Source organism: Mobilicoccus pelagius NBRC 104925, from assembly GCF_000247995.1.
Classification (GTDB): domain Bacteria; phylum Actinomycetota; class Actinomycetes; order Actinomycetales; family Dermatophilaceae; genus Mobilicoccus; species Mobilicoccus pelagius.
In genome coordinates this window covers 41980-65673 of record NZ_BAFE01000051.1, presented here as the reverse complement: position 1 = coordinate 65673, position 23694 = coordinate 41980, and the positions used below count along the sequence as shown (strand labels likewise).

At 72.8% G+C, this 23694-nt stretch carries 22 protein-coding genes and 2 pseudogenes; 17 read left to right on the top strand and 7 right to left on the bottom strand.

Annotated features, from left to right (window positions below; all coding sequences use genetic code 11):
- Positions 1-160 precede the first annotated feature (160 nt).
- The 7 genes from MOPEL_RS18470 to MOPEL_RS07315 all read left to right on the top strand — a co-directional run bounded on the left by MOPEL_RS18470 (position 161) and on the right by MOPEL_RS07315 (position 7055).
- Positions 161-829, top strand: a complete 669-nt coding sequence (locus MOPEL_RS18470; RefSeq protein WP_009482244.1) for an aldehyde dehydrogenase iron-sulfur subunit — start codon at positions 161-163, stop codon at positions 827-829.
- Entirely contained in the window at positions 826-1857 is a 1032-nt protein-coding gene (locus MOPEL_RS07340; protein WP_009482243.1) for an FAD binding domain-containing protein, read from the top strand. The genes MOPEL_RS18470 and MOPEL_RS07340 overlap by 4 nt, the downstream gene beginning before the upstream one ends.
- Complete coding sequence (locus tag MOPEL_RS07335; protein ID WP_009482242.1) at positions 1854-3941, top strand: xanthine dehydrogenase family protein molybdopterin-binding subunit; 2088 nt, start codon at positions 1854-1856, stop codon at positions 3939-3941. Before MOPEL_RS07340 ends, MOPEL_RS07335 begins: the two co-directional genes overlap by 4 nt.
- A gap of 4 nt (positions 3942-3945) precedes the next feature.
- Positions 3946-4674: a nucleotidyltransferase family protein gene (locus MOPEL_RS07330; protein ID WP_009482241.1), complete on the top strand. Its 729-nt coding sequence runs from the start codon at positions 3946-3948 to the stop codon at positions 4672-4674.
- Entirely contained in the window at positions 4667-5587 is a 921-nt protein-coding gene (locus MOPEL_RS07325; protein WP_009482240.1) for an XdhC family protein, read from the top strand. Before MOPEL_RS07330 ends, MOPEL_RS07325 begins: the two co-directional genes overlap by 8 nt.
- A gap of 105 nt (positions 5588-5692) precedes the next feature.
- Complete coding sequence (locus tag MOPEL_RS15895) at positions 5693-6472, top strand: Ltp family lipoprotein (RefSeq protein ID WP_009482239.1); 780 nt, start codon at positions 5693-5695, stop codon at positions 6470-6472.
- A 55-nt stretch (positions 6473-6527) separates the two neighbouring features.
- Positions 6528-7055: a GNAT family N-acetyltransferase gene (locus MOPEL_RS07315; protein ID WP_245544738.1), complete on the top strand. Its 528-nt coding sequence runs from the start codon at positions 6528-6530 to the stop codon at positions 7053-7055.
- 59 nt (positions 7056-7114) lie between these two features.
- Here the strand turns inward: MOPEL_RS07315 and MOPEL_RS07310 are convergent, their stop codons facing one another.
- Together MOPEL_RS07310 and MOPEL_RS07305 are read right to left on the bottom strand one after the other, a co-directional pair.
- Positions 7115-7567, bottom strand: a complete 453-nt coding sequence (locus MOPEL_RS07310; protein WP_009482237.1) for an NUDIX hydrolase — start codon at positions 7565-7567, stop codon at positions 7115-7117.
- On the bottom strand, positions 7564-8532 hold the full coding sequence (locus MOPEL_RS07305) for an epimerase (protein ID WP_009482236.1): 969 nt from the start codon (positions 8530-8532) through the stop codon (positions 7564-7566). The genes MOPEL_RS07310 and MOPEL_RS07305 overlap by 4 nt, the downstream gene beginning before the upstream one ends.
- Positions 8533-8607: 75 nt before the next feature.
- Here MOPEL_RS07305 and MOPEL_RS07300 point away from each other — a divergent pair, with 75 nt between their 5' ends.
- The 3 genes from MOPEL_RS07300 (at position 8608) to MOPEL_RS07290 (ending at position 9892) form a co-directional block, all read left to right on the top strand.
- Entirely contained in the window at positions 8608-9108 is a 501-nt protein-coding gene (locus tag MOPEL_RS07300) for an ASCH domain-containing protein (protein WP_083841783.1), read from the top strand.
- A 137-nt stretch (positions 9109-9245) separates the two neighbouring features.
- Positions 9246-9494, top strand: a complete 249-nt coding sequence (locus MOPEL_RS07295; protein WP_009482234.1) for a type II toxin-antitoxin system Phd/YefM family antitoxin — start codon at positions 9246-9248, stop codon at positions 9492-9494.
- Positions 9491-9892: a type II toxin-antitoxin system VapC family toxin gene (locus MOPEL_RS07290; protein ID WP_009482233.1), complete on the top strand. Its 402-nt coding sequence runs from the start codon at positions 9491-9493 to the stop codon at positions 9890-9892. The genes MOPEL_RS07295 and MOPEL_RS07290 overlap by 4 nt, the downstream gene beginning before the upstream one ends.
- Before the next feature lie 62 nt (positions 9893-9954).
- On the opposite strand, the gene MOPEL_RS07285 is transcribed toward MOPEL_RS07290, so the two are convergent.
- On the bottom strand, positions 9955-11823 hold the full coding sequence (locus MOPEL_RS07285) for a glycoside hydrolase family 15 protein (protein WP_009482232.1): 1869 nt from the start codon (positions 11821-11823) through the stop codon (positions 9955-9957).
- 188 nt (positions 11824-12011) lie between these two features.
- Between MOPEL_RS07285 and MOPEL_RS07280 the strand changes: the two genes are divergently transcribed.
- The 7 genes and pseudogenes from MOPEL_RS07280 to MOPEL_RS07250 all read left to right on the top strand — a co-directional run bounded on the left by MOPEL_RS07280 (position 12012) and on the right by MOPEL_RS07250 (position 17224).
- Complete coding sequence (locus MOPEL_RS07280; RefSeq protein WP_009482231.1) at positions 12012-12830, top strand: GNAT family N-acetyltransferase; 819 nt, start codon at positions 12012-12014, stop codon at positions 12828-12830.
- Positions 12831-12980: 150 nt separating this feature from the next.
- Complete coding sequence (locus tag MOPEL_RS07275; protein WP_009482230.1) at positions 12981-13664, top strand: uracil-DNA glycosylase; 684 nt, start codon at positions 12981-12983, stop codon at positions 13662-13664.
- On the top strand, positions 13664-14467 hold the full coding sequence (locus tag MOPEL_RS07270; protein WP_009482229.1) for an SGNH/GDSL hydrolase family protein: 804 nt from the start codon (positions 13664-13666) through the stop codon (positions 14465-14467). Before MOPEL_RS07275 ends, MOPEL_RS07270 begins: the two co-directional genes overlap by 1 nt.
- A 498-nt stretch (positions 14468-14965) precedes the next feature.
- Positions 14966-15322, top strand: a complete 357-nt coding sequence (locus MOPEL_RS07265; RefSeq protein WP_009482228.1) for a hypothetical protein — start codon at positions 14966-14968, stop codon at positions 15320-15322.
- A 408-nt stretch (positions 15323-15730) separates the two neighbouring features.
- Positions 15731-16414 (top strand): annotated as a pseudogene (locus MOPEL_RS18955) (VaFE repeat-containing surface-anchored protein); the annotation flags it as partial.
- A 76-nt stretch (positions 16415-16490) separates the two neighbouring features.
- Positions 16491-16811 (top strand): annotated as a pseudogene (locus MOPEL_RS18950) (hypothetical protein); the annotation flags it as partial.
- Positions 16812-17017: 206 nt separating this feature from the next.
- Complete coding sequence (locus MOPEL_RS07250; RefSeq protein ID WP_009482225.1) at positions 17018-17224, top strand: hypothetical protein; 207 nt, start codon at positions 17018-17020, stop codon at positions 17222-17224.
- Between the two features lie 125 nt (positions 17225-17349).
- Here the strand turns inward: MOPEL_RS07250 and MOPEL_RS07245 are convergent, their stop codons facing one another.
- The 4 genes from MOPEL_RS07245 to MOPEL_RS18825 all read right to left on the bottom strand — a co-directional run bounded on the left by MOPEL_RS07245 (position 17350) and on the right by MOPEL_RS18825 (position 23693).
- The gene (locus MOPEL_RS07245) at positions 17350-19524 is read right to left on the bottom strand and encodes a DUF2339 domain-containing protein (RefSeq protein ID WP_009482224.1); all 2175 of its coding nucleotides are present in this window, start codon (positions 19522-19524) and stop codon (positions 17350-17352) included.
- 199 nt (positions 19525-19723) lie between these two features.
- Positions 19724-20788, bottom strand: a complete 1065-nt coding sequence (locus tag MOPEL_RS07240) for a threonine aldolase family protein (RefSeq protein ID WP_009482223.1) — start codon at positions 20786-20788, stop codon at positions 19724-19726.
- Entirely contained in the window at positions 20785-21546 is a 762-nt protein-coding gene (locus tag MOPEL_RS07235) for an SDR family NAD(P)-dependent oxidoreductase (protein ID WP_009482222.1), read from the bottom strand. Before MOPEL_RS07235 ends, MOPEL_RS07240 begins: the two co-directional genes overlap by 4 nt.
- Positions 21543-23693, bottom strand: coding sequence for a DUF6421 family protein (locus MOPEL_RS18825; RefSeq protein WP_009482221.1), 2151 nt, complete (start codon positions 23691-23693; stop codon positions 21543-21545). The genes MOPEL_RS07235 and MOPEL_RS18825 overlap by 4 nt, the downstream gene beginning before the upstream one ends.
- Position 23694 lies beyond the last annotated feature (1 nt).

The window sequence follows — 23694 nt, the reverse complement described above, 5'->3', positions numbered from 1 at the left end:
CTGGACGTCGGTGGCGTTCACGGCGGCCTCGATGCGCCGCACTCCATGGCGTCTCGCGGTCGGGGGCGATCACGATGCCCGTGCTCACAGCGGCACGGGATGCCCGGCGGGCATTCTGGGAGTAGCGTTTTTGGGTGACGCCCAGACCGAAGGAGATCCCGTGACCCATGAGACGACGTCACCCGCGACGGTGAAGATCATCCTCGACGTCGACGGTGAGAGCAGAACCGTGGCGGTGGAGCCACGCACGACCCTCCTCGACACCCTGCGGGAACGGCTCGGCGAGTACGCCCCCAAGAAGGGGTGCGACCACGGGCAGTGCGGTTCGTGCACGGTGATCCTCGACGGGCGCCGGCACCTGTCGTGCCTGACGCTCGCGGTGCAGCACGACGGCGCCGAGGTGACCACCGCGGCCGGGCTGGGCCGCGACGAGGCAGACGGTCTGCACCCCGTGCAGCGGGCGTTCGTCGAGCGCGACGGCCTGCAGTGCGGTTACTGCACGCCCGGCCAGGTGTGCGCCGCGGTCGGTGCCCTCGACGAGATCGCGCAGGGTCGTCCCAGCCACGTCACCGCCGACCTCACGGGCCCGGTCGAGGCCACCGAGGAGGAGGTCCGCGAGCGCCTCTCCGGCAACCTCTGCCGCTGCGGTGCCTACCCCAACATCGTCGACGCCGTGCGGCAGGCGGCCGGGTACGAGGTGCCCGACCGGATCGTGCAGGCGCGTGAGTTGTTGCAGGAGCTGCAGGCGGCGTGCCCCGACGCGGGGTCCTCGCCGGCCGACGCCGAGGCCGAGAAGGCCGCCGCCGAGAAGAAGGAGAAGGGCGCGTGAACCCCCTCGACTACGCCCGTCCGAGCAGCGCGGCCCAGGCCGTCGAGCTCGTCGCGGGCGACCCGGACGCGATGTTCCTCGCGGGCGGGTCCAACCTCATCGACCACCTCAAGCTCGGCATCGTCGCCCCCTCGCGGCTCGTCGACGTCTCGGGCCTCGGGCTCGACACCGTCGAGGAGACCCCCGAGGGCGGGTTGCGCGTGGGCGCGACGGTGCGCAACAGCGACCTGGCGGCCCACCCGTGGATCCTGACCCACCAGCCCGTGCTCGCGCGGGCGCTGCTCGCCGGCGCGAGCGGGCAGATCCGCAACCAGGCGACGACCGGCGGCAACCTGCTGCAGCGCACCCGCTGCGTGTACTTCCAGGACGCGACGACGCCGTGCAACAAGCGCACGCCCGGATCGGGCTGTTCCGCCGACGACGAGCGCGCGCACACCAAGGACAACGCGATCCTCGGCAGCTCCGAGCACTGCCGCGCCACCTACCCCGGCGACATGGCCGTCGCGCTCGCCGCGCTCGACGCCGTCGTGATCGTGCAGGGGCCGGGCGGGGAGCGTCGCGTGGCGCTCGACGACTTCTACCGTCTGCCCGGCGACGCGCCCGAGAAGGACACGACGCTCGCGCACGGCGAGCTGATCACCGCCGTCGAGATCCCCGCTCCGATCGAGGGCGCTGCGCAGGGCTACGAGAAGGTGCGGGAGCGCACGTCGTACGCGTTCGCGCTCGCCTCCGTGGCCGCGGTGCTGCGTATGGACGGCGACACCGTGGCCGACCTGCGCGTCGCGTGGGGTGGCATCGCCCACCGCCCGTGGCGCGCCCGGACGCTCGAATCCGCCCTGCTGGGCAAGGAACTCACCGAGCAGGCCGTGCGCGACGCGTGCGCCGCCGAGCTGACCGAGACGACGACGTGGGAGGGCAACGCCGCGATTCCCGCGATCGTCACCGGCGCCACCGCCAAGACGCTACTGCGACTGGCCGACGAACAGACCCCCGGGCAGGACCGGGACGAGCAGGAGGTGCGGGCATGAACGACGTCGTCCCCCAGATGAAGCCCGTGCCGCCGCGCGCGATGGGTTCCGACGTGCCCCGCGTCGACGCCGGACTCAAGGTGCGTGGCGCCGCGCCGTACGCCGTCGAGACCGACGTTGCGGACCGCCTGTACGCCCACCTCGTCACGTCCACCGAGGCCCGCGGCCACATCGCCGCGATCGACGACTCCGCTGCGCTCGCCGCGCCCGGCGTCCACTCCGTGGTCCACCACGGCAACGCGCCCCGGCTCGCCTCGCACGAGGACCGCGAGTACGACGTGCTGCAGGACGACCGCATCGACTACCGCGGCCAGATCGTCGCGCTCGTGCTGGCCGACTCCCCCGAGGCCGCCCGCCACGGCGCGCAGCTCGTCGACGTCACGTACACCCCCGAGGCGTTCACGACCGAGCTCAACCTGGACTCCCCCGCGACCAAGCCGGAGGAGGCCAACGGCTACCCCACCGACACCGCCGACGGCGACGTCGGCGCGGCACTCGCATCGGCCGCGGTCGTCGTCGACGAGGTGTACCGCACCCCGTTCGAGCACAACGCCGCCATGGAGCCCCACGGCTACGTCGCGTGCTGGGACGGCGACGAGTTGACGATCCGCGACTCCACCCAGCACCCCCACGGCGTGCAGGAGGTCCTCGCGACGGCGTTCGGCGTCGAGCCCGAGTCCGTGCACGTCATCGGCCACCACGTCGGCGGCGGATTCGGCTCCAAGGGCCTGCCCCACCCACCGGACGTCGCCGCCGCGCTCGCGGCCCGCACCGTGCCGGGCCGGCCCGTCTCGCTCGCCGTGACGCGCCAGCAGCTGTTCACGCTGTGCGGCTACCGCACGGCCACCGTGCAGCAGGTGCGCCTGGGCGCGAACCCCGACGGCACGCTCACCGGCATCTGGCACTCCGTGCTCGTGCAGACGAGCCGCTCCAAGGAGTTCGTCGAGGCCGCCGCCGTCCCGGCCCGCAACCTCTACGGCGCGCAGACCCGCCGCACCGACCACCGCGTGGCGGCGCTCGACGTACCGATCCCCTCGTGGATGCGCGCGCCCGGAGTGTTCCCCGGCGTCACCGCACACGAGATGGCCATGGACGAGCTGGCCGAGCGCACGGGCATCGACCCGATCGAGCTGCGCCGCCGCAACGACGTCGCGATCGACCCCGACACGGGCATGCCGTTCAGCGAGCGCCGGCTCATCGAGTGCCTCGATCTGGGCGCCGAGCGGTTCGGCTGGGCCGACCGGCCCCAGCCCGGCACGCGCGTCGAGGGCGACTGGAAGATCGGCTACGGTGTCTCGGCCGCGGCCTACCCGGGCGAGTCCCAGCCGGGCAACGTCGCCCGCATCGTCGCCGGCGAGGACGGCGCCTACACGGTGTCGATCGCCGCGGCCGACATCGGCACCGGCGCCCGCACCGTGCTCGGCCTCGTCGCCGCGGACGCCCTGGGCGTCGACGCCGACCACGTGACGATCGAGCTCGGCGACACCGACCTGCCCACGGCCACCGTCGCGGGTGGATCGTCCGGCACGAGCTCGTGGGGTGCGGCCATCGTCTCGGCGGCCCGCAAGTTCCGCACGCAGCACGGCGAGAACCCCGTCGTCGGCGCGTCCGTCACCGGCGACCCCACCGAGGGCGCCGAGAAGACCCACGCCCAGCACTCGTTCGGCGCCGTGTTCGCCGAGGTCGGCGTCAACCGCTGGACCGGCCAGGTGCAGGCGCGGCGGCTGCTCGGCGTGTTCTCGGCGGGGCGGATCCTCAACCCGCGCGGTGCCCGCGGCCAGTTCATCGGCGGCATGACGATGGGCCTGGGCGCGGCGCTCATGGAGGAGTCCGTGCGCGACCCGCGGTTCGGCCACTACGTCACGCAGGACCTGGCCACCTACCACGTGCCCGTCAACGCCGACATCGTCGACGTCGAGGCGCTGTGGCTGCCCGGCGACGACGAGGTCATCAACCCGATGGGCGCCCGCGGCGTCGGCGAGATCGGCATCACCGGCGTCGTGCCGGCCGTGTTCAGCGCCGTGCACAACGCGACCGGAAAGCGGGTGCGGTCCATGCCGATCACGCCCACCGACCTGCTGTGACGCCGTGACGCGCGCTCGGCACGCCGGGCTCGTCCTCGCGGGCGGGTCCGGCAGTCGATTCGCGCGCGAGGCGCCCGCGGGCGCGGGACCCAAGACGCTGCTGCGCGACGAGTCCGGGCGCAGCCTGCTCGCCCACGCCGTCGAGACGCTCGCCGGGGCCGGCTGCGACCCCGTGGCCGTCGTCGTCGGCGCCCACGCCGAGGCCGTCACCGCGGAGGTCAAGGCCGTCGCCGCGCGGATGACGGTCCGGGCGGGTGACGGTGTCGATGCCCGCGTCGTCGTCGTACCCTGCCCCGACTGGGCCGAGGGCATGGGCGCGTCCCTACGCGCGGGTCTGGCTGCACTCGTGGGCGAATCACTGGGCGGCGACTCTGCGACGGGGTCCGGCGAGGTGGCCGAGGCGCCCGACCGCGAGGCTCCGGCGGCGGTCGTCGTCACGCTCGCCGACCTGCCCGGGCAGGCCGTGGCGGTCGCGCGGCGGGTGATCGAATCGGTCCCGGCGGGCGGGTCGGGGCGGGCCACCTTCGGCGGGCGCCCCGGGCATCCGGTGGTGCTCGGCCCGGACGTGTGGGGCGACGTCCTCGCGCGGGTCGGCGGCGACGTCGGCGCCCGCGAGGTGTTGCGGGCGCGCGGCGCGACGACGGTGGAATGCGGCGACCTCGCCGAGGGCGGGGACGTCGACCGGCCCGCGGATCTGGCCCGGACGCAACGAGAGTGGGGAACGCGTGAGTGACGTGGTGGCGCAGACGCTGGCCTGGTTGGAGGCCTGGCACCGCGTGGCGCTCGTCGAGGTGAGCGCCGTCGAGGGGTCGACCCCGCGGCCGACGGGCCCGACGATGGCGGTGCGCGACGACGGGCTGGTCGTCGGGTCGGTGTCGGCGGGGTGCGTCGACGGAGAGACGCACGCGCTCGCGATCGAGGCCCTGGAGACGGGCGAGCCGTCGACGCGGCGCTACGCCGGACCGTCCGACACCCCCGAGGACGCCGACGTGCCGGCGGACCTGCTGGACCTGGGCCCGACGATCATGTGCGGCGGTGCGATGACGGTGACGGTGCGGCCGCTGGACGCGTCCGACGCCGAGGCGCTGCGGTCGGAACTCGCGGCGCGGGAGGCGACCCGGCCGCTGCTGCTGATCTACGGGGCGGCGGACTCGGCGGCGGCGTTGTCGCAGCTCGGGGCGCTGCTGGGGCGCCGGGTGATCGTGTGCGACCCGCGGGCGGTGTTCACGTCGCCGGCGCGGTTCCCGGCGGCGGAAGTCGTCGTCGACCGGCCGGAGCGGCACTTCGCGAAGCTGTTGGAGACGGGGGCCGTGGACACGCGGACGGCGGTCGTCGTCCTCACCCACGACGCCCGCACGGAGGACCCGCTGCTCACGCACGCGTTGCCGTCCCCGGTGGGATACGTGGGTGTGCTCGGATCCCGGCGCACCCACGCGGCGCGCCTCGACCGGCTGCGGGCGGCGGGCGTCCCCGAGGCGGACCTCGCGCGGCTCCGCGGCCCGGTCGGGCTGCACCTCGGCGGGGTCACCGCCGCCGAGACGGCCCTGAGCATCGTCGCCGAGATCGTCGCCGCCGACCACGGCGGCACCGGCCTCCCCCTCTCGGCCACCCCTGCGAAGATCCACCCCGGCGAGGGCGCGTCATAGCCGACGCGCGGCTGGTGACGCACCAGACAGCACCGCCCCTGCCGGAGCCGGCCCAGGTGGTGAAGGCTGTACCGGTACCGACGCCACCGATGGGGGATCTCTCCGATGAAGCACCTTCTCAACGCCGCGCTCGCCATGGGATTGGGCGCCGCGGTCGTGATCGCCCCTACAGCCCAGGCCCAAGCCGCAGGGCCGGCCCCTTCCGCCCTCTCCCAGGCGGTCTCCTCCGAGAACTCCCGCGCGATCGCACGCGCGCAGTCGTACCTGCGCTTCACGGCGTTCTCGAAGTCCGGCCTCGTGCACCAGCTGGAATTCGAGGGGTTCTCTCACGCGGCGAGCGCCTACGCCTCCAGGCACGTGAAGGTCGGCTGGCGGGCACAGGCCGTGCGCATGGGCAAGCAGTATCTGGCGTACGACTCCTTCAGCAGCAGCGGCCTGCGCGATCAGCTGGTGTTCGAGGGATTCACCAGGGACGAGGCGGACTATGCGATCCGGCACCTCTTTCCCAAGCGCACCCCCAGCACGCCGAAGCCGTCTTCCTCGCGTCCCGGCAAGGACCTGGGCAGGACCGGCTATTCGGCGAAGTTCGATCTGTGCAGCGAGGTGAGTGGCAGCGGCGTCACCACCTTGGTCACCAAGGGCACGACGTGCGTCTTCGGCAGCACCGTTCTCGACAAGTACGCCGCCCTGGTCGACAAGAACCCGAAGAAGTACATGCGGTCCGCGACGTTCACCGCCAGGTCGACCGCGACGAAGAAGACCTACCCGGTTCGCTGCTCGGGGCGGTACACCCGGGCCGGCAACGGCTGGCGTTACCGAGAGCTCAACTGCTCCTCGGGCCAGGGATATCGAGCGAAGATGCAGCTGATCATTCGCATGTACTGATCTTCGGGTCGTCGGCCCACGCGCGTTTCGTCATCACCTGCGTACCGTCGTGGGCATGCCCGGATTCGCCGAGTACGCGCTGGACGCGCCGCCCCTGGGCCCCCTGCCCGTCGAGGTCGATCCCCTCATGACGGCGGATGTCGAGCCGTGCGCCCGACTGGCCGCCGACCGGGAGGGCGACGACGCCGGCCGGTGGCGCGAGGTGTTCGCCCGGGCCACCTCCGACCCCGGCCAGCTGGTGCTCGTCGCCCGGCACCGCGGGCGTGTGGCGGGCTACGGCAAGGCCACCCTCCTGAACATGGAGGGCGCCCGGAACGCCCCGCCCGGCTGGTACCTGACCGGCGTCGTCGTGGACCCACCGTTCCGACGTCGGGGAGTCGGCGAACGCCTCACCCGCACCCGGCTGGACGAGCTGCGGCGCCGTGGAGTGCCGGACGTGCGCTACTTCGCGAACGCCCGCAACCTCGCCTCCCTGCGCCTGCACGAGCGGCTCGGGTTCCGGGAGGTGACGCGCGACTTCTCCGTCCCGGGCGTCACGTTCACCGGTGGGGTGGGCGTCCTCTGCCGCTGGACCGCAGCCTGACGTCCACGGGGGGCCTCGAGCTGGGTCACCGCCTCCGCTCCCCCGTCCGCCTCGCCCGCTCACACCAGCCCGGCCACCCGCGTCATCAGGTCGACCAGGTCCTCCGGGTAGATCTGCGCGTCGGTCGTCGCCAGCTCGTCGTGGCTCCACCAGCGCCAGGCGGTCGTCATGGCGCGTTCGTGGTCGGTCCAGCCGGAGTCGTCGAGGTCGACCTGCTGCGTGCGGGCCGCGTAGAAGTGCTCGACCTGGTGGGTGGGCACGCCGTGGTCGAGGTAGTCGAACTCGCGCCGCCCGATCGGACCGACGAGGGCGAGGCCCGACCAGCCCGTCTCCTCCCGCAACTCGCGCTCGGCCGCGGCGGCGAACGATTCGCCCTCCTCGACGGCCCCGCCCGCCGTGAACCAGTACCGCACCGTGTCGCTCTGGTCGGCCAGGTCACGACCCTCGAACAGCAGCACCCGGGAGGACGGGTCGAGCAGCACGACCCGCACGGCGACGCGCAGGCGGGTCACGCCTCGCCCCCGAGGAGGTCGTCGAGGGCCCCGGCGAGGGTGGGGTGGCGCCACGTCATGCCCGCGTCGGCGAGGACGCGGGAGGTGGTGTGGCGGCCCGTGAGGGCGAGGGCCGGGTCGGTGCGCAGCGCGACCGCCCCCAGGCGCAGCAGGGGCGCCGGGGTGGGGAGACCGACGCGGCGACCGCTCGCCCGGCGCAGGGTCGCCATGAGCTCGTCGTTGCGGACAGGGTTCGGGGCCGCGGCCACGACCACCCCGTCCGGCAGCTCCAGACCGGGCTCCAGGCCGAGGGCGGCGCGGGCGATGGTGAGCCAGTCGTCCACGTGGATCCAGCTGAACCACTGCCGCCCGCTGCCCACCGTGCCGCCCAGCCCGAACCGGGTGAGGAGCAGCAGCCGGTCGAGGGCGGGAGTGCCGCGGTCGAGGACGATCGAGGTGCGCAACGTGACGACGTGCTCGGCGTTCACACCCGCCGCGGCCTCTTCCCACGGGCGGGCCACGCCCGTCATCTGCGGCAGGCCGGGCTCGGGCAAGGGTGAGGTCTCGTCGAGGAGGGCCTCCCCGGCGTCCGACCAGATCGCCGTCGTCGACGCCTGCAGCCACCGCGGCACCGGCCGGTCGAGCCGCGCCGCAGCCGCCACGAGCGCCCGCGTCGCGTCCACCCGGGAGGCGCGCAGGTCGGCGACGTTCGCCGCGGTCGGACGGGCGTCGACGAGGCGCCCGGCGAGGTTGACGACGCCGAGGCAGCCGTCGAGCTCGTCCGGCCACGGCCCGACCGTGCGGGCATCCCACGCGACCTGCCGGTGCCGAGCCCCCGGGTCGGGGCGGCGGCTGAGGACGACGACCTCGACACCCCGCTGCGCGAGGTCGTCGGCGAGCGCCGTGCCGAGCGTCCCCGACCCACCGGCGATGACGACCTTGCCGCGGGGCGGAACGGGCGCGGGCTGCTTCTCCCCCTGGTTCATGACCCCATCCTGCGTCCTGAAGGGTCGAGGCGCCTCCACCCGGCCGGAACCGCCGCCCACCGTTACCGTCGGGACATGACCACCGATGCCGCGCCGCCTCCCCCGCCTTCCGACGGACTCGTCGAGGTGCCGGGGTGGGGCGCGATCCCCGCGGGCGAGTACGCCTTTCCCGGGCCTCTACGGGATCGGCTCGTGGGGGCGATCCTCCTCGCCGCGAAGACGTCGACCACGTCGCTCGTCGTCGAGTGGGAGCGCGACGGTGAGCGGCTTCCCGAGCCGGGCGACCTCGAGGCCGTCCTCGACTCGACGGGGCGGCCCGTGTGCGTCATCCGCAACACCGAGGTCCAGGTGTGCCGCATGGCGGACGTCACTGCGGCCCACGCCCGCGCCGAGGGCGAAGGATTCGCCGACGCCACCGCGTGGCGAGCTGCCCACGAGGAGTTCTGGAACAGCCCGGAATTCGTCGCCTCCCTCGGCGACCCGCCCGTCGCTCTCGACGACGACACAGAGGTCGTCTGCGTCGCGTTCGAGGTCGTCGACCACCTCCCCACCCCCGACGGCCCGGCGGGGGCATGAGGATCCGCCCCCTCGTCGAGGAGGAGTGGGAGACGTACCGCGCCGTCCACCACACGTGTCAGGTGACCCCCTTGGCCGCGTGACAACGGTCGCGGCGCGGAGGAGACACCGTGTAGCACAAGAGCTACATTGAATCCATGACAACGGTAGGTCTGCGTGAGCTACGGCAGGACGCATCGGGCCTCGTCCGACGCGTCGAGAACGGTGAGGAGATCACCATCACGGTCTCGGGACGCCCCAGCGCGCGCCTCGTTCCCGCGCGGCCCCTCCGCTGGTGCGCGTGGTCCGACGCGGCGGAACTCTTCAACGGCCAGGGCGACCCCGATTGGGCCTCCGACATGGATCAGCTCGACGGCGATCTCACGGACCCGTGGGAAGCACGGTGACCGACCGACCGCTCCCAGAGCGCGGAGTCCTCGACACCAGCGTGGTCATCGCGAACGACGTCGCGCCCCTGCCCGGTGCGCTCGCCATCAGCGCCGCCACCCTCGCCGAATTGCACTTCGGCGTCCTTGTCGCGAAGACCGCTCAGGTCCGGGCGGAGCGACTGCGACGCCTCAGCGTGCTGCAGCGTCGCTTCGACCCGCTCCCCCTCGACGAGAACGTCGCGGCGAGCTACGGGCGGCTCGCGGCCGCGGTCGTCGAGGCGGGCCGCCGCCCGCGCGGCCGCGACATGGACCTCCTCATCGCGGCGACCGCCCACACTCACGACGCCACCCTCTACACCCGCAACCCCGGCGACTTCGCCGGCTTGGAGGAACTCCTCGACGTCCGGGCCGTGTGACGAGGCGGAACCCGCCGCCCGAACCTCGCGCCCCGGGCCGGTTCCCTCGGTGCAGGGCGGCGTCAGTCGGTCGCGCCCTCGGCGCCGCCGTCCTCGGATTCGAGCGTCATGGCCGCGTTGACGAGCGCCAGGTGGGAGAGGGCCTGGGGCAGATTGCCCCAGAACTCGCCGGTGGCGGGGTCGATCATCTCGGCCATCATGCCGACGTCGTTGGGGACGGTGGCGACGAGCTCGTCCATGAGCGCGCGGGCCTCGTCGGTGCGGCCGACCAGGTGCAGCGCCGACACCATCCAGAACGAACACGCGACGAACGCGCCTTCCTCCTCCCGCATGCCGGAGTAGCGGTACAGGTGCGGGCCGGCGCCGAGCTCCGTGCGCAGGGCGTCGATGGTCGAGCTCATGCGTTCGCCGCGGTCGAACCCGCTCACCGCGTGCAGCAGGATCGACGCGTCGAGCCCCTGCGAGCCCGGGTACCACGTGTACGTCTTGCGCGTCTCGTCCCAGCAGTTCTCCTCGACCCACGTGCGGATGCGGTCCGCCTCGGCCCTCCACCGCTCGGCGTCGCCGGGAATCTGCCCCGCCTCCGCCAGGTGCGCCGCGCTCGTGAGCGCCTCCCACGCCCCGAGCCGCGAGGTCGTGTAGTGCTCGGTCTGCGGCAACTCCCACATGCCCGCGTCGGGGCGGCGCCACCAGTCGCACGCCTGGTCGGCGATGTCCGCAAGCGCGCGCCCGGTGGGCGTGTCGAGCACGTGCCCGTTGTCGACGTAGAGCCGCACGATCGTGAACAGGTCGCCGAAGATGCCGAGCTGCAGCTGGTCGGCGGCGCCGTTGCCGTTCTTCACCGGCCCGATGCCGCGCCAGCCGGGCGCGTCGGTGATCGTCTCGGTCGGCGGTGGCTTCTCACCGTCGAGGGTGTAGAAGATCTGCGGCTCGGGCCCCTGCTCCCGGATCCGGCGCAGCATCCAGCTGATCGCTGCGTGCGTCTCCTCGCGCAGCCCGAACCGGAACATCGCCTTGAGCGCGTACGCCGTGTCACGCACCCACGCGAACCGGTAGTCCCAGTTCTTCTCCGCCGTCGCGCATTCCGGCAACGACGTCGTGGCCGCCGCGACGAGCGCACCCGTGGGCGCGTGGACGAGCATCTTGAGGGCGAGGATGCTGCGCCGCACCTCCTCGTCCCACGGTCCCGAGCACGAGACCTCGGAGCTCCACCGCTCCCACGAGTCGATCGTGCGGTCCACGGCGCGGTCGACGTCGTCCGGCGGGGCGAGGAACAGCGGCTCGTCCTGCGTGGCGACGAGCCCGAGGACGTGCCGCGACCCCTTCGACAGCGTGAGCCGGACGCCGATGTGGTTGTCGTGGACGTCGACCTCGATATCCTCCCCCGCGCGCACCGCCAGGGTGAGTCCGCCGAGGCGCAGCACGTGGCCGTGGATCGTCTCGCGCACCCACGGGGAGGCGCACCGGAACGCCGTGCCGGGCGCGAACTCGGCCGTCATCTCGACCTTGCCACGTACGCCGTCGACCCGGCGGGCGAGCTGACTCCACGGCAGCCGCCCCGCCAGACCCGTCGTGAGGGCGTCGGTGACGCGCACGACGCCCGAGGCTGTCGTGAACGTCGTGACCAGCACGTTCGTCCCCTCGACGTACTCCCGCGTGGTGGTGAAGTCCTCCACCGGGCGCAGCGTGAGGCGCCCACCCAGGGGGGCGTCGACAAGCGCGGAGAACGCGGGGATCCCGTCGATGCCGGGCAGCGGCAGCCAGTCGATCCCGCCGTCCTGCGCGATGAGGGCCACCGTGCGGCCGTCGCCGATCGCGGCATACGTGCGCAACGGCGCGTACCCGTCGTCGTCGCGCAGATCGGAGACGTCGACGCCACCGTTCGCGCCGGTGGAGGTGGTCGTGCGGGAGGAGCCGCGCTCGGAGGTCACGCCCCAAGGCTAGAGCCGGCCACCTTCCACGGCTGCGTCGACCTGCCACGACACGGCGGCACGCAGCCCGGCGGACCGGGTGGTGCTCCTGCGCCCCACGCCGATGACGTCCCGACGCAGAACGGCCACCCCCACGCGCGGCCGAGAAACGAGGTGACGCCGCACGATCCCACCGTCATGCTGAACCGGTGAGCGACACCACTGACCTTCTCCACGTCTACGACCACGACCTGCGCGGTGAACGCGAGTTCTCCTCCGCCGCAGGGGTCGAGCGGCACGGACCCGTGCTCGTCGGCCGGTACGGCAGCGGACGGGGGTTCGTCGTCCACGACCCCGACTGGCAGGCCCCCGCGAGCGAGGTCGCCCGGGTCGTCGAGGACGTTCTCACCCCGCTCCTCGCCGGGGCGGACGTGACGAACGTCGAGTGGAAGACCCGCGGCCACGACCCCGTGCAGCCCGCACTCCACGACGCCCTCCTTGCCCACGGGTTGGTGCCGGACGAGATCGAGTCCGTGATGCTCGGCCACGCTGCAGATCTCGCGGTCGAGGTGCCCCTGCCCGACGGCGTGAGCATCCGTCGTGTCACCGATGAAGCCGACGTGCGGGCCATGTCCGCGATGGCCGACGCGGTGTTCGGCGACCCGCCCTCGGACCGCATCGCGAACGAGCTGCTCCACCGCCTCGACCGCGAGGCGGGAGCCCCCGAGGGCATGAGCCTCTGGGTCGCCGAGACGAACGGCGAGATCGTGTCGTGCGGCCGACTCGAGCCCGTCCCCGGCACCGAGGTCGCGGGCCTGTGGGGCGGGGCCACCCGCGCCGACCTGCGCAGACGCGGCATCTACCGGGCCCTCACCGCCGCCCGCGCCCGCCACGCGCTCGATCTCGGTTTCACCCTGCTGCACAGCGACTGCAGCCCCTACTCCCGCCCGATCCTCGCCCGCTCCGGATTCGTCGAGGTGACGACCACGACGCCCTACGAGTGGCGCCCGGAGCCCGGCACGGCCTGAGCGGGCACCCCGCCCCACGTGGGGACGACCCGCGTGGGCACGACGCGTGCTCGTCGAGCCACCCTCCGCTCCGCAGACGGGCTCCGGCCGCGATCGCCGAGACGCGAGGTCGGCGCGACCTCCCGAGCGCGCGGCGATAGGGTCGGCGCCATGCCTGCGCCGCTCGCCGATCTCGTGCATCCGTCCTGGGCCGAGGCGCTCGCGCCCGTCGAGGAGGACGTCCACCGCCTGGGTGAGTTCCTCCGCGCCGAGCTCGAGGCCGGACGCCCCTACCTCCCGGCCGGAAAGCACGTCCTCCGCGCGTTCGAGCGTCCCCTCGACGCCGTGCGCATCCTCATCGTCGGCCAGGACCCCTATCCCACACCGGGACACGCGGTCGGGCTGTCGTTCTCTGTCGCGCCCGACGTGCGTCCGGTGCCCAAGTCCCTCGTCAACATCTACAAGGAGATGGGCACCGACCTCGGCGTCCCCACACCGAGCACCGGCGACCTGTCCCCCTGGGCGGATCGGGGCGTCATGCTCCTCAACCGTGTCCTCACGGTGCGGCCCGGCGCCTCGGCGAGTCACCGCGGCAAGGGCTGGGAGACGGTGACGTCGTGCGCGATCGACGCCCTCGCCCGTGCGCACGCCGGCGGCCAACCGATGGTCGCGATCCTCTGGGGACGCGACGCCCGTTCCCTCGCACCGGCGCTCGGCGACATGCCCCGCGTCGAGAGCGCCCACCCCTCCCCCCTGTCGGCACACAACGGCTTCTTCGGCTCCCGCCCGTTCAGCCGCGCGAACACCCTCCTGCAGAAGCAGGGCGCCGACTCGATCGACTGGAGTCTCCCCTGATGCAGTTCCTCACCCCGCCCGAGCAGGGCCGGCGCCGCTACGTCGCGATCGGCGACTCCTTCACCGAGGGCATGAACGACCCCGACCCCGAGCGTCCCGGCGAGTTCCGCGGCTGGGCAGACCGCCTCGCCGCGATGCTCCACGAGTCCGCGGTCGCTCGCGGCGGGTCGCTCGAGTACGCCAACCTCGCGATCCGAGGCCGCAAGCTCGACGACGTCGTCGGTCGGCAACTCGACGCGGCGCTCGCCCTGCAGCCCGACCTCGTGAGCATCGTCGGCGGCGGCAACGACATCCTCCGTCCGCGCGCCGACATCGGCGCTCTCGCAGCGCAACTCGAGGACGCCGTCGCGCGGATCCGCGCGACCGGCGCCGACGTCCTCCTCGTCACGTCGACCGACCCCAAGGACGCCCCCGTCATCCGTGCCGTCCGCGGGCGTCATGCGACGTACACGGCGTGCATCTGGTCGATCGCACGTCGGCACGGCTGTGCCGTCGTCGACCAGTGGGGCATGAACGCCCTCAAGGACTGGGGCTGCTGGTCGGAGGACCGCCTCCACATGAACGCCGAGGGCCACCGACGCGTCGCGCTCGCCGCCTACGCCGCACTCGGCCACACCGACGGCGACGCCGACCCCGACGCCCCCATGCCGCCCGCACCGATGCTCTCCCGCGCCGAGCGTCTCCGCGGTGACCGCGAGTGGACCCGCACCCACCTCCGACCGTGGATCGGCCGCCGCCTCACCGGGCGTTCCTCCGGCGACGGGCTCAACCCCAAGCGCCCCACCCTCACCCCGCCGATCTGAGGCCCCGCGGGGCCCGTTCCGACGCCCTCCGACCACCCACATAGACACAACCGTCGCGCCCATCCCACACCCGGGGTGGGCGCGACGCGCGCTGTGTCCCAACGTCGTTCGCGACGAGGGCGCGGCCATCGGCATCACCGCCGGGGCGCCTTGTCGCTCACGACCACCCGTTCGAGCCGGACGACTGTGTGAGAGCCGTCCAAGACGGGCGATAGTGATGACGTCGCCACCGCGAGGGGGGCCACGCGGAGCGACCGACGGGCCGAACGGCCCGCCGTCGGGGAGCGCGTCCACCGGACGCACCACGAACCGGGTACAGACACCGCCCGGCAGTCCTGAGGGGGACCTGATGACCACCGCGGAGACCACGCGCCGCACCATCGCGACCGCCGCCACCATGAGCCTCGCCGCCGGCCTCCTCGCCGCCGGCGGGAGCACCGCGCACGCCGTCGACACCAGCGGTGCCGCGTTCAACCCGGCCCTTCCCAGAAGGGCTGGGTGCGCCTCGCCGACAACCAGCTCGAGACCACCGGCCTCATGCAGCTCGACACCGACCGCAACGGCTCCTACGAGACCGACGTCTGCTGCATCGAGCTCACGGTCCCCGTCAACATGGACGTGAACGCCTACGGCGGCTACTTCTCGTACGACTGGAACACCTACCAGCCGTCCCGGGCCTCCGCGCCCTACTGGAACATGAACAAGGCCAAGGTCGCCTGGCTGCTCGGCCAGTCCTACCCGCAGGTCTCCGCCGACGACATCCTCAAGTCCGCCGGGGTCGACCCCACTCTGGTCGCGAGCGCGAGCTTCACCCGTGAGTCCCTCGTCGTCGCCGCGACGCAGGCCGCCGTCTGACACCTGACCAACGGCATCGACATCGCGAACCCCACCGCCTACGAGGCCTCCCGCAGCGACACCGCCCGCGCCTCCTACTTGCAGCGCAAGGTGTACGAGTGCCTCCTCCGCGAGGCCGCCGCCAACGCGACGAAGATCACCGGCCCGACCGCGCTGTCGTTCGACCCCTCGCACGCCGCGGGCGAGGCCGGCTCGATCATCGGACCGGTGACGCTCAAGACCTTGGACACGGTGTCCGTCGCCTCGCAGATCCCCGAGGGTGTCACGGCCGTCGACAAGGCCGGCAACCCGCTCGACCTCTCCTCGCTCGGCAACGGCTCGGAGATCTACCTGCAGGTGCCCGAGACCCAGGCGGCCGGCACGGCACAGTTCTCTGCGAAGACCACCTCGGCGGGCGTGCCGCTCGGTATGGTGTGGGACACCCCGCGAACCTCGACGCAGGCGCTCATCACGGCGAAGTCGACGACCAAGGAGTTCACGTCGACGGCGCACATCGACTGGGCGGCCAAGGTCGTCAACCCGGCTCCGCCCGTGATCGGCACGTCGGCGAAGGACCAGGCGGACGGCGACAAGGTCATCGACTCCCGCGGCGGCACCGTGGCGGACGTCGTCACCTACCGCAACCTCGTGCCCGGCAAGCAGTACCGCATCGAGGGTGAACTCGTCGACGCCACGACGGGCAAGGGCACCGGGATCACCGGGGAGTCCACGTTCATCCCGAGCGCCGCCGACGGGGCGGTCGAGGTGTTCTTCAAGATTCCCTCCGGCTATGCGGAGAAGACCCTCGTCGCGTTCGAGAAGCTCTTCGAGATCACCGGCACCACCCCGGTCGCCACCCACGAGGACATCACGGACGAGGCGCAGACCGTCACGGTCGGCGCGGTGCCCACCGCCGCGACGACGGCACGTGACGGCAGCGGCGACGACGTCTCCGACAAGGTGCTTCCGGCGACGGGCGGCACGGTCAAGGACGTCATCGCGTACACCGGCCTCACCCCGGGCAAGGAGTACACGGCCGAGGGAATCCTCGTGGAGAAGGTCGACGGAAAGGCCGGCGAGGTGGTCGGCGAGCCCGTGCGCGTGACGTTCACGCCCACCGCCGCCCGCCCACGGCACGGTCGAGGTCACCCTCCCGGTCCCCGCCTCCGCCGCGGGCAAGACCCTCGTCGTCTTCGAGACGATCTCGGACAAGGCGGGTGTCGTCGCCGAGCACAAGGACATCGACTCCGCACCGCAGACGGTGACCGTCGAGGCCCCCAAGCCCGAGCCCACACCGATGACGCCCGAGCCGACCACTCCGGCTCCGACGCCGACGACGCCCGAGCCCACCACGCCTGCGCCCACGACGACGGCCCCGGCGCCGACGACGCCGAACGTTTCCCGGGACGCCGGTGACCCCGAAGCCCGCCCCGTCGACGCCCGACGAGCCGGAGCTCACGCGTCCCGACGCGCCCACCACGCCCGACGCGCCGGTGCTCACGCGCCCTGACAAGCCCGCCCCGGTGAAGCCCACCAAGCCGGGCAAGGGCCCGAAGATGGTCACCCGCACGTTCCAGGTCGACCGTTACCTGCCGCGTACGGCACGTCAGGCCCGCTTCGTCGCGGCCTTCGACGACGACGGCAAGCTCCGTTACCGCGAGGACCGTCCGATGTGGGGGCGCGAGCCGCTACCAGTTCGTCACGATCACCGTCCCGGTGACGGCGACGAACGACCAGGTCGCCGCGGCGATCAACGCGAAGACGTCGGGGGCGATCGGTGACATCCGCACCGGCGCGCGTCCCTCCTCCGCGAAGGCCGGCCGTGGGTACACGGTCGCCTGGGAGCTCGGCCGTGGCGCGACCGTGAAGAAGGCGTGGGGCCCCCGCCACACCGTCCCGCAGACGTTCTTCGGTCGCTCCTGACCGAGGTGGGTGGTGGCACCGATCCCCCCGGTCTCGCCGCCCACGCGTGAGAGCCGCCCATCCCGCATCGTGCGCGGTGGGCGGCTCTCGTCGTCCCCGTGACCAGCGAAGGTCACGGCAGGGGGTCAGTCGTCGGCGCCCCTCTGCGGCGCGCCCGCCTCGCCACCCGGGAACTCGCCCTGCCCGGCCGCACCGCCGGGCGCCGCAGCCACGTCCTGGGCCGGGGGCCCTTCGCCGACCGTTCCGGGCGTCTCCGTCGCCTCCACCGGAGATCCACCGGACCGGCCGGGGTCGGTCGAGGTCGTCCGCCGCATCCCCGACGACGCGGCGATGAGCGCCAAACCGGTGAACACGAAGAGGACGGCGCGCAGGACGCCGCTCACGGCGTGGAGGTCGGCGAGGAACAGCTTGCCGACGGCGAGGGCGAGCACGGCGTACCCGACCCGAGTGAGACCGACGCGCGGGGTGAGGATCATCGCGAGCGCGCCGACCACCCACAGGACGGTCACGCCGACGTTCGCGAACATGACGCCCGTGGACGTCGCGCCCGGCAGCGTGCCGAGGGAGACGAGCGCGATGCTCCCGCCGTAGAGGCCGAGAAGCGCGGCGACCGCGCAGCGTGTCGACTCGTTCACGCCCGGAAGCGGGAGGATACGGCGGGAGCGGAGGTGGAGCACGGCGGTGGCGCCGAGGAGGACACCGAGCGCGACGCCGGTGGCGGTGCCACTCCCCGCCTCGAACGCGGCCCACACGACGCTCACCGGACGGACGAGGGTCGCCGAGCCGATCAGCGACAGGGCCGTGAACACGACCGAGGTGACGACGAGGTGCGGCGACCGGCCCCGACGCGCCGCGGCGAGCAGGAGCAGGGCCTCGAGGGCGACGAGCGCCGTCACGGTCCCGGGCGAGGTGTCGAGGAACCCCGTCCCGAGGAGGAGGTGGACGGCGGCACCGATGGTGAGGACGCCCCGCACGCGACCCCCGTACCGCCAGGCGGCGACGCCGAGCACGAGGGCGAGGGCCACGGTCAGCGGCGCGTCACCCCACCCGGGGCCGGCCTGGTCCACGCGGTCGTGCAGCGTGGCGGCAGCCAGGACGGAGGCGACGAGCCCGGCGGAGGTGACGACCGGTTCGTCGACGTGCGCCGCGTGGGCGACGACGAGAAGCACGACCATCCACGAGGAGGCGAGACCGGCCCATCCGATGCCCACGTCGGCGACGGCAGGGAGCGTGAGGAGCGCGACCAGGGCGACGACGAGGAGGATCGCGGCCGCGACGCGGAAGAGCCGGAGCCACCGGTGCTCGTGGACGAGCCGGATGACGGGTGCGTAGGCGAGCGTGGAGAAGAGGAGGAGCTGGACCCGGGCCCCGGCGTCGAGGGGCACGAGGACGATCGGCAGGACGACGAACACCTCGATCTGGAGGAGGCACGCGAGGAGTTCGCTCCGCCACCGATGCGCGACCGCGGCGCCCGCGACGGACATCGCGAGACCGGCGCCGATGCCGACGAGCGGCGGGAACCAGTGGTAGAGGGTCGTCGCGGCGACGACCACGCCGAAACCGGCGGCGGCCGAGGTGGACGCGAGCGCCACGCCCGCCTCGGGGTTGCCGGAACGGACCTTCGTCGCGACGGCCCCGAGGACGACCGACAGGGCGACGAGCGACAGGACGCGCGGCACGGGACCGAACAGGCCGGCGGCGATCGCGACGGCGAGGAGGAACCCGACGCCGAGGATCGTGACGATCGCCCCACCTGCCGCGAGGAGACGTGCGGGGGTGAAGACCGACGCCCCGCCGCCGACGGGGCGGGCGGGGGTCTCCGTGGGTCGGGTGTGTGCCGACGCCGACGCCGACGCCGATGCCGAGCGCAGTCGCGGCCGCGGCATCACCGCCGGGCGCGCCGGGGTCGATCGCTTCGCCGGGGCCGTGCGCCGCCACACGTCGCTCGATTCGGTACCGGCGGTGTCGGCCGGTTCGTCCGTGGTTCGATCCGCGGTCCGGGGAGACACCGCCGCAGTGGGAGGCACCCACGGCTCCGCGGGAGGGGCTGCGGGCGTCGAGGGATCCGTCGATGCCGCACCGGCGATGAGGGACGAGACGCGCCGGGCGGCATCCCCCGCGGGCGCGGCGGCGGGCCGGTGCCCGTCGGGCACCTCCGAGTCGGTGGCGGGGTCGCAGGTGACCGGGGGCACGCCGAGCGCGACGCTCACGGCCTCGAACTGGCGGCGCAGTGCGCAGACCTCGGTGACGAGCACACCGAGGGGATCCGTCGCGTGGGGGGACGTCGTGGGTGGGGGCATGTCGGGCTCCTCGTCAGAACCGGTGGACGACTTCATCCCACCAAGGACGGGTGCCCCGCGCCTGAGCACCGATACCCAAATCCGGCCCCGACGACCGTGGGTACGGACCCTCGGATTTCCCCGCACATCCCCGCACACGTCCCCCCACACGACCGCGCGCCCGCCCCGAGCTCGGGACGGGCGCGCGACGAGGTCGGGCTCAGGCCGTGGCCATCTCCTCGCGGAGGGCGGCGGCGAAGGCGTCGACGTCGTCCTCGGTGGTGTCGAAGCTGCACATCCAGCGCACCTCGCCGGTGGCCTCGTCCCACACGTAGAACGGGTACCGCTGCTGCAGGCGTTCGGTGACGGCCTCGGGGAGGATCGCGAACACGGCGTTGGCCTCGGGCTCACGCGTGACGGTGACGCCGTCGACGTCGCGCACCGCGTCGGAAAGACGCTTCGCCATCGCGATCGCATGCTCCGATCCGCGACGCCACAGGTCGCCCGAGAGGATCGTCATGAGCTGGGCGGAGGTGAAGCGCATCTTGCTGTTGAGCTGCGCGTCGAGCTTGCGGATGAACAGCGCCCGCTTGGGGTGGTCGAGGATGTCGGGGTCGAGCACGACGACGGCCTCGGCCCCCATGAGCCCGTGCTTGGTCCCGCCGAGGGAGAGCACGTCGACACCTGCGTCGGTCGTGAGCTCCTTGAGCGAGACACCCAGCGCCGCGGCACCGATGAACAGGCGGGCCCCGTCGAGGTGGAGCCGCATGCCGAGGGAGTGCGCATGGTCGGCGAGCGCGCGGATCTCCTCGACCGTGTAGAGCGTGCCGAGCTCGGTGCTCTGCGTGATCGACACGACGGATGCCTGGGCGTGATGCTCGTCGTCGAAGCCCCAGGCGACCTGCTCGACGAGCTCGGGGGTGAGCTTGCCCTCGGGGGTGTCGACGGGCAGGAGCTTGAGACCGGCGATCTTCTCCGGCGCGCCGCACTCGTCGACGTTGATGTGCGCCGAACGGGCGCACACGACCGCGCCCCAGCGGGGCGTGACGAGGTCGAGGGAGACGATGTTCGCGCCCGTGCCGTTGAACACGGGGTAGATCGACGCGTCGGGCCCGAACTGCTCCGTGACGAGGTCGCCGAGGGCGGCCGTGTAGACGTCCTCGCCGTACGCCTTCTGGTGGCCGCCGTTGACGAGGGCGAGCGCCTCGAGGATCTCGGGGAGCACACCGGAGTAGTTGTCGCTGGCGAAGCCGCGGAAGGCCGGGTCGTGGAGGCGTTCGATCATGGCGCCAGGCTACGGCGGGTGCCGTTGAGGTCGGCGGCGGGAAGGGCGAAGAGACCGACGAGTTCGGCGGCGACGTCGTCGACGTGGCTGTAGCCGGGGAACTTGCGGTCGGGACGCTCCTCCTTCATCGCGTCGGTGAGCAGCGCCTTGATCTGCACGATGACGGCCGCCGCGTCCTCGGCGTCGCGCCCCTCCTCGGCGGCGGCCTTGGCGGCCGCGGCGAAGGAGTCGGCAACGGCGAGGGTCCACGTCTCGGCGGCGGCCTTGGCCGCGGCGTAGGACGCGTTCTTCGCGCCGGGCGTCTGCGCCTGAGGCGTCGAGATGATCGCGAGTCGCCCGCCGGATTCGACGAGGGCGTCGTGGCAGGCCCGGCTCGTGTGCTGGAGGGTGCGCACGAGGAGGTTCTGCATGAGCTCCCAGTCGGCGAGGTCGGACTCGACGATGCCCTTGCCACCCCGCCAGCCGCCGACGAGGTGGAGCAGACCGTCGATGCGGCCCTGCTCCTCACGGACGGCGGTGAGCGCGGGCTTCGTGGCGCCCTCCTCGAGGAGGTCGACGACGACGCCCTGGGCGCGGCCCTCCCCCTGCGTCTCGTTCGCGGTGGCGACGACGGGGTCGAGGCGGCTCGCATCGTTGTCGATCGCGACGACGGTCGCTCCGGCCTCGACGAGGCGGGCGAGCGTGGGAGGTCCGGCCGCACCGGCGGCACCGGCGACGAGGACGACCTTGCCGCTCAGGTCGACGGTCGAGGTGCTCATGCGACGCTCCCGTGCTCGGCGGCGTACTGCTTCTCGCTCTCGGCGGTGATGCCCTTGGTGGAGGTGATGACCGGCCCGAGCTTCTTGTTCAGCGCCTCGAAAAAGACGTTGAGGGGGAACTCGTCGGGCAGGACGAGGTCGACGAGCTCCTTCGGCTTGCCCTCGAGCGGGAGGGCGTCGGCACCCTTGGCCCACGTCGAGCGCGGGTGCGGGGCGACGTACTCGGAGACGAAGTCGTACGAGGCGATCCAGTGGGCGACCTTGCTGCGGTCGATGCCTTCGCGGTACAGCGTGTTGACGGCCTCGGCGAGCTCGCACACGCTTCCGGGCACCGCGGCCCAGTCGAACGTGAGGCGGTTGTCGGTCCAGCGCAGCGCGTCGTGCTTGTGGAGCCACGCGAAGAGGAGCTGACCACCGAGACCGTCGTAGTTGCGCACCCGGCCGCCGGTGATGGAGAACCGGAAGATGCGGTCGAAGATCACGCCGTACTGCACGCCCTTGGCGAACGGCTGACCCTCCTTCTCGAGCTTCGTGGCCTCGACGAACGTGTTGAGGTCGCAGCGGAGCTCCTCGAGGGAGTACATCCAGTACGGCATGCGCTGCTTGATCATGAACGGGTCGAACGGCAGGTCACCGCGCATGTGGGTGCGGTCGTGGATCATGTCCCACATCGCGAACATGCCCTGGCAGTACTCCTGGCTGTGGAGGAGTCGCTCGGCGTCCGGCGGCAGGTCGAGGGAGAGCAGCTCGGCGGCCGCGGCGGTGACGCGACGGAAGCGGGCGGCCTCGCGGTCGGAGAAGATCGCGCCCCACGTGAACTGCGGCACCTCACGCATCGCGACGGTCTCGGGGAAGAGCACGGCGGAGTCGGTGTCGTAGCCGGGGGTGAAGTCGATGAAATCGATCGAGAGGAACGCCTTGTTCGTGTACGTCTTCTCGAGCTCGGCCAGCCAGTCGGGCCAGTAGACGCTCACGAGCACGGCCTCGATGTTGCGGTCGAGGTTGCCGTTCTGCGTGTACATCGGGAAGACGACGAGGTGGGCGAGGCCGTCCTCGCGGTGGGCGGCCGGGTCGAACACGAGGATGGAGTCGAGGAAGTCGGGGACGCCGAAGCCCTCGTCGGCCCAGCGACGGAAATCGGCGACGCACTGCGTGAGGTAGGCGGCGTCGTGGGGGAACTCGGGCGCGAGGGCCTCGATGCCGGTGCAGATGCGTTCGACGATGCGGCGGGCGGCGTCGAGGTCGTGGGTCTCGCCGTCGATGGAGCCGTCCTTGTTCTGCAGCGGGCGGATCTCCTCGACGGCGGCCTTGAGGTCGAGCCAGCGGGGGTCGACGGCGAGCCACGCGGCCTCGAGGGAGGCGTCGCTGCCGCCGCGTCCGGCGCCCGCGGCCCACGTGACGAGGTTGGCCCAGAGGGCGCGGTGGTCGAGGTCGTCGATGGAGTCGTCGCCGAAGAGGTCGGAGTCGGCGAGGAGGACGACACGTCCGTCCCCCGGCCGGGCGGTGACGGCGAGGGGCTCCCCCGCCGGGTCCGCGGTCGCGCGGGTCCGGGCGAGGACGGTGACCTCGCCGGCCTTGTCGGCGTCGTCGACGACGATCGTGCCCGCGCGGTAGAAGCAGGCCTCGTCGACGCCGGAGAGGATGCCGCCGCGGCGGCCGTTGCCGTCGTCGTCGAGGTCGGCGAGGACCCACGTGGAGACACCGTTGAAGCGGTGGATGCCGTCGTGGACCGTCGTGTTGCGGATCGAGAGACCGAACCGGCCGACGAGGTCGAGGAGGTTCGAGCCGTAGGAGCCCTGCTGGCACTCGCCGAGGACGACGAGGCCGCCGCCACCGCGGACGTAGGTCTCGATTGCGTCGAGCTCGGCCTCGGTGAAGACGGGGCTGCCGGCACCGCTCGTGCGCTCCGCGCCGGTGTCCGCGGGGTGGGCGACGACGAGGACGTCGGCCTCGCCGAGCACGTCCGCGGCGAGCCCACCCGTCGTGTGGGCGGTGACGTCGTAGCCGCGCTGACGCAGCACCTCGGCGGCCTGCGCGTAGCTCGCGTCGGCCGGCTGTGCGGGGTTGATGCGGGCCGCGACCTGCGGGTCGAGCGACCACGCCTCGCTGTGCGACTCGTCGACGAGGACACGAGGGAACACGCTCATG